The following is a 14,972-nucleotide window of genomic DNA, read 5'->3' on the forward strand; positions in this document are numbered from 1 at the left end:
CCATAAAGAATGGTTATTCAGCGCTGGCACGCACTGCAGCTAGGTGCTTAGCAAAATCATCTGCATTTAAAAAGCCAGTTACACGTTGTGTACTTAACTCTTCACCTTCAGTATTGAAGAATAAAATACTCGGTAAACCAAACACTGAATATGCTTCCATTAGCTCAATTGTTTCATTATCACTTTGGGTTAAGTCAATTTGAATCAGTTGATAATGGCTAAACTCACTTTGCACTTGCGGGTCAGGAAATGTGTAATGCTCAAACTCTTTACACGCTACACACCAGTCAGCGTATAAGTCCACCATAACCATGCGCCCTTCGCTATTTGCTTGTGATACGGCTTGTTTAAGCTCGGCTAAATTGGCAACGTGTTTAAACTCATTGCTTTGCGAGGTTGTTTGTAAACTCACAGCTTGTGTTGGCCAAAAATAGTTTTTGGTTAAATTAAAGCCAGTAAGCATCAATAAAACAGCCATAACCCACAATAAGGTTTTTAATTTGCCTTGAGTTTGGGCGCTTTGCCAATAATGGAAATAAAGCGCTGTGGCGATAGCTAATAAGCCTGCCATAAGCATAATAATTTCAATATCTATAATGCGCTCTAGCAAAATAAGTGGCACAACTAACATAATAAAACCAAATAAGGTTTTAACTTGTTCCATCCATCCGCCAGCTTTCGGTAATAACTTACCTCCCGATGTACCAAGGAGTAACAACGGTAAACCCATTCCTAGGCTAAGTACATAAAGTGTTAGCCCGCCTACTAGGTAATCGCCGCTTTGTGCCACAAATAATAATGCGGCTGATAAAGGCGCTGTAGTGCAAGGAGATGCAATAAGCCCTGATAAAACCCCCATCAAGAACACCCCAATATAGTTACCGCCTTTTTGGTTGTTGCTCACTTGGGTTAGCTTGTTCATCATGCCGCTGGGTAACTTTATTTCGTACCAACCAAACATCGACATAGCCAGCAGTACAAACAATAAGCTAAAGCTAATTAATACATATGGATGCTGTAAATAGCCTTGCACTTGCCCACCTAACGCAGCAACCACAAGCCCTAATGCGGCATAGGTAACCGCCATGCCTTGAATATAAACGAATGATAGGGCAAATGCTTTTTTGGTAGACAGGTTCTTTTGACCCGCAATTAAGCTAGATAAAATAGGAAACATCGGAAATACACAGGGTGTAAATGCCAAACCTACGCCCACAGCAAAAAATATAGCTAAATTAACCATTAAGCTTTGGCTGGCTAACTGCTCTGTAAAAGTGAGTTTTTTCTCGGGTGTTGCTGCAGTTACTGGTTTTTCTGCAGGTTGGCTAAGTGCCGTAAATGCACTACTTGCTGCAGTATTTTCATTAGTATTAGTTTCACTTGCCAATACACTTAATGGAATGCTAATAATTTCAGGTGGATAACACAGCCCTGCTTTTGCACAGCCCTGATAACGCACCTTAACAACGCCATCTTCACTGATATTACTCAGCTTGCTGATAATACTGAGAGAATTAAAAAACACCTCAGTTTTGCCAAAAAACTCATCTTCAATTATTTCACCAGAGCCCAACTCAGGCACATCAATGCTGGCACCTTTGGCAATAATTTCTATTTTGTCTTTATACAGATAATAGTCATCAGCGATATCCCAACCAACAAATAACGTACTGCCTTGCTGGTCAAAATCAAATACAAACGCTTCATTGACTGGTAAAAATATATGCTGAGTAGGTTTGAGAAAATCTTCAAGGGTATTTTGTGTTGCCCAAGCAGGCGCCATTAAAACACTTAATAAAAAAAATAAAATAAAGCGCATTAATGAAGTACCTCATCCATCCAATTAAAGTAAGCCAAGTTCCCCGTTGCCACATCAACAACTTGTATTTCTGGTACTTCGTAGCTGTGAAGATCTTTTAAGGTTAAAAATACATCGTTCATTTTGTCAGCTTTGGTTTTAATTAGTAGCTTCACTTCTGTTGCTTCAGCTACTTCACCTTCCCATATGTAAATAGAACTCATGGCCGGTAAAATATTTACACAAGCGGCTAGTTTCTTTTCTATTAGCGCCATAGCCAATAAACGGGCTTCATCGTTATCTTTGCAAGTGGTAAAAATAAGTTTAAATTGCGTTGTCATAGTGAACCTTTACTTGTTTATGGGGGTCTAGCCCCATAGTAGCTGATAGCGGGTATAATGTGTAGACACGAACTCTGCCAACATTTTGGGTCTTTGCAGTCAAGTGACTTAAACCCACTAGCTATAATTTTACTAACATTAGAGTTGATTACTTACTCTTATTAGCTTGAAAATAGACCCGACAACCCTCACTTATATTTCATTAGCACCTTAATGAGTGTCATTTTTAGAGAGTCTTATGTTTAGAATTTTATTTTTACTGTTTATCATCATCCCTATTATTGAAATTGCTTTACTAATTCAGGTTAGTGACGTTATAGGTAGCTTTGCAACAATCGCTTTGGTAGTACTAACCGCGATTGTGGGTGCGAAAATGGTGAAACAGCAAGGAATGGGCGCACTACAAAACGTACAAGTGCAAATGGCTCAAGGGCAAATGCCGGCTAAAGAGTTGTTTACTGGTATTTGCGTGATTATTGCTGGCGTACTTTTATTAACACCCGGCATTATGACGGATGTATTTGGCTTACTGCTTCTTACTCCAGCTATTCGCAATAAATTAGCCGCAGGACTTGCCAGCCAGGCAACGGTGAGAATGAGCGCTAGTATGCACCAAACGGGTACTTCAGGATTTTCACAACCTCATCAATCAATGCATCATGAGCAAGATGAAAACCGTCCCAATACTATAGATGGTGAATACGAGCGAAAAGATTAAAAATTTATCATTTTTTCTCTTGGAATTTTTCACTCTACCCCCATTAATTAAAGCAAATTAGATACACTTTTTTCTGTACTGTTCAGAAACTGTTAGGAGAACTAAAAACATGAACATTCGTCCTTTACAAGATCGCGTAATCATCAAGCGTCTAGAAGAAGAAACCAAGTCTGCTGGCGGTATTGTATTAACTGGCTCTGCAGCTGAAAAATCAACTCGTGGAGAAGTTGTTGCCGTAGGTAATGGTCGCGTTTTAGAAAATGGTGACGTTCGCGCGTTAGAAGTGAAAGCCGGTGACACTGTGTTATTTGGCTCATATGTTGAAAAAACTGAAAAGATCGAAGGTCAAGAATACCTGATCATGCGTGAAGATAATATTTTAGGCATTGTAGGCTAAACCTACTTTTCGTTTAACACACATTTTAAGAATTTAGAGGAAATTAAACATGGCAGCAAAAGAAGTACTGTTTGCAGGCGACGCACGTGCAAAAATGCTAACTGGCGTAAACATTTTAGCAAACGCAGTAAAAGTAACATTGGGCCCTAAAGGTCGTAACGTTGTACTAGACAAATCATTTGGCTCTCCAGTAATCACTAAAGATGGTGTATCTGTAGCTAAAGAAATCGAACTTGAAGACAAGTTTGAAAACATGGGCGCACAAATGGTTAAAGAAGTAGCGTCTAAAGCAAATGATGCTGCTGGTGACGGTACCACTACCGCAACCGTGCTTGCTCAATCTATTGTTAACGAAGGTCTTAAAGCAGTTGCTGCGGGTATGAACCCAATGGATCTTAAGCGCGGTATTGATAAAGCAATCATTGCTGCAACAGCAGAACTTAAAGCTCTTTCTGTCCCATGTTCTGATACTAAAGCAATTGCACAAGTAGGTACTATTTCAGCTAACTCTGATAAAGAGATTGGTGAAATTATTGCTGATGCAATGGAAAAAGTAGGCCGTAATACTGGTGTTATCACGGTTGAAGAAGGTCAATCACTTGAAAACGAACTAGATGTTGTAGAAGGCATGCAGTTTGACCGTGGTTACTTATCTCCATACTTCATCAACAACGCTGAAAAAGGCGCAGTTGAACTAGATAACCCATTTATCTTACTTGTAGATAAAAAAATATCTAACATCCGTGAATTATTACCAACATTAGAAGCGGTTGCAAAAGCAAGCAAGCCTCTACTTATCATCGCAGAAGACCTTGAAGGTGAAGCGTTAGCGACACTAGTAGTGAATAACATGCGTGGTATTGTAAAAGTATCAGCGGTTAAAGCACCTGGCTTTGGCGATCGTCGTAAAGCAATGCTACAGGATATCGCGGTATTAACTGGCGGTACTGTAATTTCTGAAGAAATCGGCCTTGAACTTGAAAAAGCAACAGTTGAAGACTTAGGTACAGCTAAGCGCGTAGTAATCACTAAAGATGATACAACAATCATTGATGGTGCTGGTGAAGAAGACGGTATCAACGGTCGTGTTGCTCAAATCAAAGCACAAATTGAAGAAGCGACTTCAGACTACGATAAAGAAAAGCTACAAGAGCGCATGGCTAAGTTAGCTGGCGGTGTTGCTGTAATCAAAGTAGGTGCCGCTACTGAAATTGAAATGAAAGAGAAAAAAGACCGTGTTGAAGATGCATTACATGCAACTCGCGCAGCGGTTGAAGAAGGTGTAGTACCAGGTGGTGGTGTTGCATTAGTACGTGCTGCTAGCAAGCTAGTTGAGCTACTTGGCGACAATGAAGACCAAAACCACGGTATTAAAGTGGCACTTCGTGCGATGGAAGCACCACTTCGTCAAATCGTTACAAACGCAGGCGATGAAGCATCAGTTGTTATTAACGCAGTTAAAGGCGGAGAAGGTAACTACGGTTACAATGCAGCCACTGGCGAATACAGCGACATGATTGAAATGGGTATCCTAGATCCAACGAAAGTAACGCGCTCTGCATTACAATTTGCAGGATCGATTGCTGGTCTAATGATCACTACAGAGGCTATGGTTGCTGAAATTCCTAAAGAAGAAGCAGCTGGTGCACCTGATATGGGTGGCATGGGCGGCATGGGTGGAATGGGCGGCATGATGTAATCATCCCCTAAACACTTAGCTCAAATAAAAACCCAGCTTCGGCTGGGTTTTTAGCAATAGAGATAAAATAAATTCACTAAACAACAATAAAATTAACTCAGTGTATTCCAATGCAACTGAGTTCCTGCAAGCTATACCAGAGTAAATTTTATTTAACATGATTAAGGATATTAAGTTGAATACAAAACCTGAAATTATCATTTCATCGCTGGATGCAGATAGGTTGTACACACTAATGGAGTCGTTGCCTGCAAACAGCTTTGCGGGTGAAAAAGAACTTGAAGCAGAACTTGCACGAGCCAGCATAGTTGAGCCGCACGAAGTTCCCGCAACCGTGGTAACCATGAATTCAACTGTGAACTTTGTTGTTGAATCTACAGGCGAAGAGTTTACTTTAACGCTTGTTTACCCAAAAAATATTGATTCAATTGGCGACAAAATATCAATCTTAGCCCCTGTAGGTAGTGCATTACTTGGCCTTTCACAAGGTGATCAAATTGAATGGCCAAAGCCTGGCGGTGGATTAGTAACAGTAAACATCAAAGAAGTTACTTATCAGCCTGAAAGAGCTGGTGAGCTTCACAGATAGTAGCCAAAACAAGCAGCGAAGACATTAGCTGGCACAGCCAGTCATTGCTGCTTTTACTATTTATGATTGATCAGTGCTCTTACATGCGCAAATAAATCACTGGCTAACATTCCTCTTTGCCCTGATTGTTCACAGGCTCTATCACCCGCCTTTGCATGTAACACAACGCCATAACATGCTGCCTCACTGGTATTTAATCCTTGAGCCATTAATGCCCCAATTATACCACTAAGCACATCACCACTTCCTCCTACAGCCAAACCAGGGTTACCATTTTCACATATCCAAGTATGCTCGGTATTATCGATTAGCGTACCTGCGCCCTTTAAAATAGAGGTCGCTGCGAAGTTGGTCGCACATTGTCGAGCATAATAAAAACGATCAGACTCAACCTCAGAGGTAGTTAAGTTTAATAACCGTGCAGCCTCTGCAGGATGAGGCGTTAGCACGGTATTATTTAATTTATGAGAAGATGATTGCTTAGCTAATAAGTTTAAGGCGTCTGCATCAATAACAGTAGGGATATTGTTTTGCTGGCAATAACGGATTGCCTGCTCAAAGGTTTTTTGGGCCCATTCATCTTGGCCTAAACCTGGACCGATAACTACACACGTTGACCATGCTAGGGCATCATCCAAGTGTTCACTAGTTACCATAAGTTCTGGTCGCCCGATGCTCACAGGTAAAACGGCATGTTCATGAGTATACACTTTTACCATTCCAGCACCAGACCTTAATCCACTTTCAGCACTTAATCTAATAGCTCCTGCAGAGCCGTGGTTTCCTCCTATACATAATAATTTTCCATGACTACCTTTATGGCTGCTCACTGAGCGCTCAGGCAAAGGTTTAAAGCTGTCTATATTGATAATCTGAGCAGAAGGGGTGGCTAGTTTCATAAATTGCTCGCCAATACCTAACTCGTCGAAATACAACTGCCCGGCATGCTGCTTTCCTTTAGTCGTGGTGAGTCCTTGCTTTATCCCAACTAATGTCATTGTTTTGGTGGCCATAATGGCTGTTCCTTGAGGACAGCCTGTATCTGCATTAATACCTGACGGCACATCAATACTCAGTATTGGTTTAGTGCTTTCATTTACCGCTTTAATAATAGTAGCAACATTATCGCGTACCGTATTCTCAAGACCAGTACCGAGTAATGCATCAATTATCACATCACACTCATCGAGTGCATCAGCGCTAAAGTTACAAATTTCACCACCGGCATCAATCCATTGCTTTTGTGCTTTTGCTGCATCTCCGGATAAGGCTTTATTCGGATTAATCGCGCAAACAACTACATGCCGATCTGCTTGTTTGATTAACCGAGCTACCTCATAACCATCTCCGGCATTATTTCCATTACCTGTAATAACTAACGTTTGTTTTGCATTAAAGGTTTTCCAACAGCAAAAAACAGCCTCCGCGGCACGCTGCATCAGCGTGTAAAGGTCTGCGCCGGTAGCATGAACTGCTTGTTCTTCATACCCTTTTATTTGTTTTGACAAATAGGTCCATTGCTCGTACTTAGGTGACGTTAGTAGTAATGACATAAACAGCTCAATTTAATAAGAATACCTAATTTCATTTTGGGCTTTATAAATTCTTTTTCAAGTAAAACATAGTTATGTAATCTATAAGGCTTTATTTAAGGATCTATTAACTTTATATAACGAGGATCACCATACAAGAGAAGTTAATAGGAGGTCAGCGTAAAGCAGGGCTTATTTTACCTAAAGCCGAATGCTTTGCACTTCTCTTACATTTGGAGTCGGTGTGCTACTTCGAAGCGACAGCAAAGTAGTATGTCCTGGAATCGGCTCTGATCAATTATCTTCCTTTAGCCTAATACCTTTAACCTTTTACATTTGTTTTTCACTTTTCTGCAGACGTAAAAAAGCCCGGCTCTTTCGAGTCGGGCTTTCTTGTATTTGGAGTCGGTGCGCTACTTCGTAGCGACAACGCAGTAGAATGTCTTAGTGCCCACAGCGATGGAGAGAGCCACATAACAAATGCTACGCTCTCATCCTATGTCGTGTTCTTCGTGTTCTTTTATCCTTGGGATTCGTGATACTCAACCCACGCTACGGTTGTCTGATTAACGCAGTGCAACTGATAGCTGACGGCTGACGGCTAATACTTTCACTTTTCTTCAGACGTAAAAAAGCCCGACTCTTTCGAATCGGGCTTTCTACTATTTGGAGCCTGGTAATGACCTACTTTCACATAACAAATGCTACACTATCATCGGCGCTGTTTCGTTTCACTACTGAGTTCGGCATGGGGTCAGGTGGGTCCAAAACGCTATTGTCACCAAGCAAATTTGGTGTCAGTCCGTATCGCTACGCACTAACTAAAATTTGGAATTTCTGATAATAAAAGTTTTCAGTAATCTACTTTAGTCTATTAACTTCTTCGCTTGTTTCACTATCACATAAAACGCGTTTGGCGTTGTATGGTTAAGCCTCACGGGTAATTAGTACAAGTTAGCTTAATGGCTCACACCACTTCCACATCTTGCCTATCAACGTTGTAGTCTTCAACGGCCCTTCAGAGACTTTAAAAGTCTAGTGAGAACTCATCTCGAGGCCTGCTTCGCGCTTAGATGCTTTCAGCGCTTATCAGTTCCGAACGTAGCTACCGGGCAATGCCATTGGCATGACAACCCGAACACCAGCGGTTCGTTCACTCCGGTCCTCTCGTACTAGGAGCAACCCCTCTCAATTCTCAAACGCCCACGGCAGATAGGGACCGAACTGTCTCACGACGTTCTAAACCCAGCTCGCGTACCACTTTAAATGGCGAACAGCCATACCCTTGGGACCGACTTCAGCCCCAGGATGTGATGAGCCGACATCGAGGTGCCAAACACCGCCGTCGATATGAACTCTTGGGCGGTATCAGCCTGTTATCCCCGGAGTACCTTTTATCCGTTGAGCGATGGCCCTTCCATTCAGAACCACCGGATCACTATGACCTACTTTCGTACCTGCTCGACGTGTCTGTCTCGCAGTTAAGCTGGCTTCTACCATTACACTAACCGTACGATGTCCGACCGTACTTAGCCAACCTTCGTGCTCCTCCGTTACTCTTTGGGAGGAGACCGCCCCAGTCAAACTACCCACCAGGCACTGTCCGTAACCCCGATTCAGGGGCCAACGTTAGAACATCAAAACTACAAGGGTGGTATTTCAAGGACGACTCCACAAAAACTAGCGTCTCTGCTTCAAAGTCTCCCACCTATCCTACACATGTAGGTTCAATGTTCAGTGCCAAGCTGTAGTAAAGGTTCACGGGGTCTTTCCGTCTAGCCGCGGGTACACAGCATCTTCACTGCGATTTCAATTTCACTGAGTCTCGGGTGGAGACAGCGTGGCCATGGTTACACCATTCGTGCAGGTCGGAACTTACCCGACAAGGAATTTCGCTACCTTAGGACCGTTATAGTTACGGCCGCCGTTTACCGGGGCTTCGATCAAGAGCTTCTCCGAAGATAACCCCATCAATTAACCTTCCGGCACCGGGCAGGTGTCACACCGTATACGTCATCTTGCGATTTTGCACAGTGCTGTGTTTTTAATAAACAGTCCCAGCCACCTGGTCACTGCGGCTCCAATCAGCTTAGAGAGCAAGTCTCATCACCAATCGGAGCGTACCTTCTCCCGAAGTTACGGTACGATTTTGCCTAGTTCCTTCACCCGAGTTCTCTCAAGCGCCTTAGTATTCTCTACCTGACCACCTGTGTCGGTTTGGGGTACGATTCGGTATAATCTGAAGCTTAGAGGCTTTTCCTGGAAGTATGGCATCAGCAACTTCATCACCGTAGTGACTCGTCTCGTGTCTCAGCCTAACAGCAACCCGGATTTACCTAAGTCACTAGCCTACACACTTTCACATGGACTACCATCGCCATGCTTGCTTAGCCTGCTCCGTCCCCCCATCGCAATTATACCAAGTACGGAAATATTAATCCGTTTCCCATCGACTACGCCTTTCGGCCTCGCCTTAGGGGTCGACTTACCCTACCCTGATTAACATGGGATAGGAACCCTTGGTCTTCCGGCGTGCGGGTTTTTCACCCGCATTATCGTTACTCATGTCAGCATTCGCACTTCTGATACGTCCAGCATACCTCCCGGTACACCTTCAACCGCTTACAGAACGCTCCCCTACCACTCAGAATAAATTCTGAATCCGCAGCTTCGGTGCATAGTTTAGCCCCGTTACATCTTCCGCGCAGACCGACTCGACCAGTGAGCTATTACGCTTTCTTTAAAGGATGGCTGCTTCTAAGCCAACCTCCTGGCTGTCTGGGCCTTTCCACATCGTTTCCCACTTAACTATGACTTTGGGACCTTAGCTGGCGGTCTGGGTTGTTTCCCTCTTCACGACGGACGTTAGCACCCGCCGTGTGTCTCCCGGATATTACTTTACGGTATTCGGAGTTTGCAAAGGGTTGGTAAGTCGGGATGACCCCCTAGCCTTAACAGTGCTCTACCCCCGTAAGTATTCGTCCGAGGCTCTACCTAAATAGATTTCGGGGAGAACCAGCTATCTCCCGGTTTGATTAGCCTTTCACTCCTAACCACAGGTCATCCCCTAACTTTTCAACGTTAGTGGGTTCGGTCCTCCAATTGATGTTACTCAATCTTCAACCTGCCCATGGCTAGATCACCGGGTTTCGGGTCTATACCTTGCAACTATTCGCCCAGTTAAGACTCGGTTTCCCTACGGCTACCCTAATCGGTTAACCTCGCTACAAAATATAAGTCGCTGACCCATTATACAAAAGGTACGCAGTCACCCTCGAGGGGCTCCTACTGCTTGTACGTACACGGTTTCAGGTTCTATTTCACTCCCCTCACAGGGGTTCTTTTCGCCTTTCCCTCACGGTACTGGTTCACTATCGGTCAGTTGGGAGTATTTAGCCTTAGATGATGGTCCACCTATATTCAGTCAAAGTTTCACGTGCTCCGACCTACTCGATTTCACTTAAAATGCGTTTTCATGTACGGGACTATCACCCTGTATCGTGGCACTTTCCAGAGCCTTCCATTAACACATAATAAGCTTAAGGGCTGTTCCGATTTCGCTCGCCGCTACTATCGGAATCTCGGTTGATTTCTTTTCCTACGGGTACTTAGATGTTTCAGTTCTCCGCGTTCGCCTCGTTAACCTATGTATTCAGTTAACGATACCTGCAAGCAGGTGGGTTTCCCCATTCGGAAATCCTAGTCTCAAGTGCTTTTTACTAGCTTGACTAGGCTTATCGCAAGTTAATACGTCCTTCATCGCCTCCAACTGCCAAGGCATCCACCGTGTACGCTTAGTCACTTAACCATACAACCCAAACGGGTCTTTGTTTTGTGACAGTTTAACTTCGCCAGAAGTTAATATTGAATACTAAAGTAGATACCAATCAACAAACGTAAAACGTTTATTAAATGGCACTGAATGATACTGCTATCATTCTTTTTTACTTTTGAAAACTCTGTACAAATACAATGTATTCATACGAATTTTATTATCAGCTTTTCCAAATTTTTAAAGAGCAGAGAATCAAAAACTTCTCAAAATTAAACACACTCTATTCTCAGGTGATTGTGCTACCCGATAAAAGAATATTTATTTTTAAGAAGTAAAGTGGTGGAGCTAAGCAGGATCGAACTGCTGACCTCCTGCGTGCAAGGCAGGCGCTCTCCCAGCTGAGCTATAGCCCCACATATGCTGGTCTTACTGTTTGTATACCGACTTCTTTTTAAGACAAGGCGTAAGTTTAGGCCGTTTAGTTCACTAAACAACGAAGCTTACAACGAAGTATTAAGAAGAAGTGGTGGGTCTGAGTAGATTTGAACTACCGACCTCACCCTTATCAGGGGTGCGCTCTAACCAGCTGAGCTACAGACCCAAACAATAAGTGTTGTTCTCTTTACAATTAACAATCATCTGTGTGGACACTACGAACAAATAAGTTCTAAATCGTATAAGGAGGTGATCCAGCCCCAGGTTCCCCTAGGGCTACCTTGTTACGACTTCACCCCAGTCATGAATCACTCCGTGGTAAACGTCCTCCCGAGGGTTAGACTATCTACTTCTGGAGCAACCCACTCCCATGGTGTGACGGGCGGTGTGTACAAGGCCCGGGAACGTATTCACCGCGTCATTCTGATACGCGATTACTAGCGATTCCGACTTCATGGAGTCGAGTTGCAGACTCCAATCCGGACTACGACGCACTTTAAGTGATTCGCTTACTCTCGCGAGTTCGCAGCACTCTGTATGCGCCATTGTAGCACGTGTGTAGCCCTACACGTAAGGGCCATGATGACTTGACGTCGTCCCCACCTTCCTCCGGTTTATCACCGGCAGTCTCCTTAGAGTTCTCAGCATTACCTGCTAGCAACTAAGGATAGGGGTTGCGCTCGTTGCGGGACTTAACCCAACATCTCACAACACGAGCTGACGACAGCCATGCAGCACCTGTATCAGAGTTCCCGAAGGCACCAAACCATCTCTGGTAAGTTCTCTGTATGTCAAGTGTAGGTAAGGTTCTTCGCGTTGCATCGAATTAAACCACATGCTCCACCGCTTGTGCGGGCCCCCGTCAATTCATTTGAGTTTTAACCTTGCGGCCGTACTCCCCAGGCGGTCTACTTAATGCGTTAGCTTTGAAAAACAGAACCGAGGTTCCGAGCTTCTAGTAGACATCGTTTACGGCGTGGACTACCAGGGTATCTAATCCTGTTTGCTCCCCACGCTTTCGTACATGAGCGTCAGTGTTGACCCAGGTGGCTGCCTTCGCCATCGGTATTCCTTCAGATCTCTACGCATTTCACCGCTACACCTGAAATTCTACCACCCTCTATCACACTCTAGTTTGCCAGTTCGAAATGCAGTTCCCAGGTTGAGCCCGGGGCTTTCACATCTCGCTTAACAAACCGCCTGCGTACGCTTTACGCCCAGTAATTCCGATTAACGCTCGCACCCTCCGTATTACCGCGGCTGCTGGCACGGAGTTAGCCGGTGCTTCTTCTGTCAGTAACGTCACAGCTAGCAGGTATTAACTACTAACCTTTCCTCCTGACTGAAAGTGCTTTACAACCCGAAGGCCTTCTTCACACACGCGGCATGGCTGCATCAGGCTTGCGCCCATTGTGCAATATTCCCCACTGCTGCCTCCCGTAGGAGTCTGGGCCGTGTCTCAGTCCCAGTGTGGCTGATCATCCTCTCAAACCAGCTAGGGATCGTCGCCTTGGTGAGCCATTACCTCACCAACTAGCTAATCCCACTTGGGCCAATCTAAAGGCGAGAGCCGAAGCCCCCTTTGGTCCGTAGACATTATGCGGTATTAGCAGTCGTTTCCAACTGTTGTCCCCCACCTCAAGGCATGTTCCCAAGCATTACTCACCCGTCCGCCGCTCGTCAGCAAAGTAGCAAGCTACTTTCTGTTACCGCTCGACTTGCATGTGTTAGGCCTGCCGCCAGCGTTCAATCTGAGCCATGATCAAACTCTTCAATTAAAAAGTTTTATGTCTTTCGACAGCTCAATGAATTCTGAATTTATTTAATATCTTTCGATATTGAATTGACTGTGCTGCAATTCCTACCTAAGTAGTTATTGCTGTTGGTCACTCAGTTTCAATTGAGACTCTAAATTTGTTTGCCTCACTACCTAAGTAGCTTGGCTGTTAGAACTCAATCTGTACGAGTGCCCACACAGATGATTGCTTTATATTGTTAAAGAACGTTGCGACGTTGTCGCTAGGGATGCGTATAATACATCCTTTATTTTTCGAGTCAACACTTAATTTTAAACTTTCTTACGATGATTTAAACTCAAGTTTTATTTAACTCTCTGAGTAGTTCGTGCCTCGCTATGCGTTGGCGTTCCCCGTCTCAGTGGGGTCGCATTATAGGGAGATCCGAAAACAGATCAACCTTTTTTTTAGATCTTTTTACTGTTTGCTCAACTTTCAGGCAAATAGTATCAAAATGGTATGGAAAGAGCTTACTTTAGGTCGTTTTTTGCACTCTTATTAACTATTTACTATAAATTTCATTGCTATGTTCAATTAAGACGTTAAGATAGCAAGTTCACAATGTTAAATTAATGTTTATTTCCTGTTTATTGGTAGATCAAAATGAAATTACCCGATCAAAAATCTTTTATCTTTGCAGTTATTCTTGCTGTTGTTGGTTTTGTTATCGTTAAGTTTGCACTTGCAAGCCTAGCATTAGACCCTGCACTACTATTTGGTGCTGGTTTATTAATTGGTGGACTTGTCATTGCTGCAATGTCATCAGTAAGTGCAGAAGAAGCCGAAGTAAAAACAAAAACACTTTATGTTGGCAATCTTCCTTATCGCGCAAATGAAGGCGTTGTACGTGCTTTGTTCGAAGAGCAAGGCAAGGTATTTAATGTTCGTTTATTGAAAGATAAGAATACTGGCAAACGTCGCGGCTTTGGTTTTGTTGAAATGGCTCAAGCTGATGCGGATAACGCAATTGCTAAGTTAAATGATAGTGAGTTCCAACAACGTACTTTAAAAGTACGTGAAGCAAAACAAAAACAAGAAGATGATTCTAACTCTTATCGTTCAGAGTCGGATCAAACAGTGTAACTTGCTTAACGGCTAGTTTATCACTACATATATCAGCCGTTGCATAATACCGCAGCGGCTTTTTTATGCCTGCTTGATCATCGCTTAAATTCAGTAAAGATCTAACTCGCTTAGCAATAGCCGCACCAGAATCTAACAACTCTATATGTGCTTTAAAGTAATCACTAATTGGTTTAGCAAGAATAGGAAAGTGAGTACAGCCTAATACCAGCACATCGATATCTTTATTAATATTTAATCGGTTTAACTCAGCGTGCAGCTTTTCTATATCTAAGTATTGGGTAAAAAAGAATGCTTCTGCCAGGGTGACCAATTCAACACTACTATATAAGCTTGTAGTTATAAGTGAGGCATGCTCTTTAATCAGTGTATCCGTATATGAACTTGCTACTGTAGCAGGGGTTGCCAATAATCCAATATGCTTTGATTGTGTTATTTGTGCTGCGGGCTTAATCGCAGGTACAACCCCTACAATTGGAATATCTGTTATTTGACGTACCGCACTTAATGCAGATGTTGAGGCGGTATTGCAGGCTATAACAATTAAGTCGACATTGAGCGACTCATTTTTGATAAATTGGATTAGTCCACATAAGCGACTAATTATAGTCTGCTGCGACTGTGCACCATAAGGCAATAATGCATTATCCATGAAGTAACTATATTGAGCGTGAGGAATGCTTTGCTGAATATGCTCAAGTACTGTGGTTCCACCTATACCTGAATCAAATACCATGATGTGCGCTGACAAACTACCATTCCTACTCTTTACTTAGAACGGCAGTTTGCCATGAGGCTTTTATAAAAGA

9 protein-coding genes, 2 tRNA genes and 3 rRNA genes are annotated in these 14,972 nt (G+C 43.3%); 5 read left to right on the plus strand and 9 right to left on the minus strand.

The features are described from left to right. Positions 1-13: 13 nt before the first annotated feature. The gene (locus tag FLM47_RS13995) at positions 14-1,819 is read right to left on the minus strand and encodes a protein-disulfide reductase DsbD (RefSeq protein WP_178956682.1); all 1,806 of its coding nucleotides are present in this window, start codon (positions 1,817-1,819) and stop codon (positions 14-16) included. Continuing rightward, the gene (gene cutA / locus FLM47_RS14000; RefSeq protein WP_010391672.1) at positions 1,819-2,139 is read right to left on the minus strand and encodes a divalent-cation tolerance protein CutA; all 321 of its coding nucleotides are present in this window, start codon (positions 2,137-2,139) and stop codon (positions 1,819-1,821) included. Before cutA ends, FLM47_RS13995 begins: the two co-directional genes overlap by 1 nt. A gap of 238 nt (positions 2,140-2,377) precedes the next feature. On the opposite strand from cutA, the gene FLM47_RS14005 reads away from it, so the two are divergent. The 4 genes from FLM47_RS14005 (at position 2,378) to rnk (ending at position 5,542) form a co-directional block, all read left to right on the plus strand. Then, positions 2,378-2,857, plus strand: coding sequence for an FxsA family protein (locus FLM47_RS14005; RefSeq protein ID WP_178956683.1), 480 nt, complete (start codon positions 2,378-2,380; stop codon positions 2,855-2,857). 109 nt (positions 2,858-2,966) lie between these two features. After that, positions 2,967-3,254 carry a co-chaperone GroES gene (locus FLM47_RS14010; protein ID WP_008113511.1) on the plus strand — a complete coding sequence of 96 codons (288 nt, stop codon included), beginning with the start codon at positions 2,967-2,969 and terminating at the stop codon, positions 3,252-3,254. Positions 3,255-3,303: 49 nt separating this feature from the next. Next, positions 3,304-4,953 (plus strand): chaperonin GroEL, encoded by a 1,650-nt coding sequence (gene groL, locus FLM47_RS14015; protein WP_054202663.1) that lies wholly within the window; start codon positions 3,304-3,306, stop codon positions 4,951-4,953. A gap of 175 nt (positions 4,954-5,128) precedes the next feature. Next, complete coding sequence (rnk, locus tag FLM47_RS14020) at positions 5,129-5,542, plus strand: nucleoside diphosphate kinase regulator (protein WP_138604970.1); 414 nt, start codon at positions 5,129-5,131, stop codon at positions 5,540-5,542. 56 nt (positions 5,543-5,598) lie between these two features. Here rnk and FLM47_RS14025 read toward each other — a convergent pair whose 3' ends face one another. The 6 genes from FLM47_RS14025 to FLM47_RS14050 all read right to left on the minus strand — a co-directional run bounded on the left by FLM47_RS14025 (position 5,599) and on the right by FLM47_RS14050 (position 13,062). Beyond that, complete coding sequence (locus FLM47_RS14025) at positions 5,599-7,095, minus strand: NAD(P)H-hydrate dehydratase (protein ID WP_138604971.1); 1,497 nt, start codon at positions 7,093-7,095, stop codon at positions 5,599-5,601. A 650-nt stretch (positions 7,096-7,745) separates the two neighbouring features. Continuing rightward, positions 7,746-7,860: ribosomal RNA gene (gene rrf / locus FLM47_RS14030) — 5S ribosomal RNA — on the minus strand. A 137-nt stretch (positions 7,861-7,997) separates the two neighbouring features. Next, positions 7,998-10,882 (minus strand): 23S ribosomal RNA (locus FLM47_RS14035). A gap of 304 nt (positions 10,883-11,186) precedes the next feature. Beyond that, positions 11,187-11,262 (minus strand) — tRNA-Ala (locus tag FLM47_RS14040). 111 nt (positions 11,263-11,373) lie between these two features. Next, positions 11,374-11,450: transfer RNA gene (locus FLM47_RS14045), tRNA-Ile, on the minus strand. A 76-nt stretch (positions 11,451-11,526) separates the two neighbouring features. Continuing rightward, a 16S ribosomal RNA gene (locus FLM47_RS14050) occupies positions 11,527-13,062 on the minus strand. Together the 16S, 23S and 5S rRNA genes with 2 tRNA genes alongside form the textbook arrangement of a ribosomal RNA operon. A 621-nt stretch (positions 13,063-13,683) precedes the next feature. Between FLM47_RS14050 and FLM47_RS14055 the strand changes: the two genes are divergently transcribed. Continuing rightward, positions 13,684-14,163 (plus strand): RNA-binding protein, encoded by a 480-nt coding sequence (locus tag FLM47_RS14055; protein WP_055013410.1) that lies wholly within the window; start codon positions 13,684-13,686, stop codon positions 14,161-14,163. On the opposite strand, the gene murI is transcribed toward FLM47_RS14055, so the two are convergent. Further along, complete coding sequence (gene murI, locus FLM47_RS14060) at positions 14,126-14,914, minus strand: glutamate racemase (RefSeq protein ID WP_178956684.1); 789 nt, start codon at positions 14,912-14,914, stop codon at positions 14,126-14,128. The genes FLM47_RS14055 and murI overlap by 38 nt on opposite strands. Positions 14,915-14,972 lie beyond the last annotated feature (58 nt).

Source organism: Pseudoalteromonas sp. Scap06 (assembly GCF_013394165.1).
Lineage (GTDB): Bacteria > Pseudomonadota > Gammaproteobacteria > Enterobacterales > Alteromonadaceae > Pseudoalteromonas.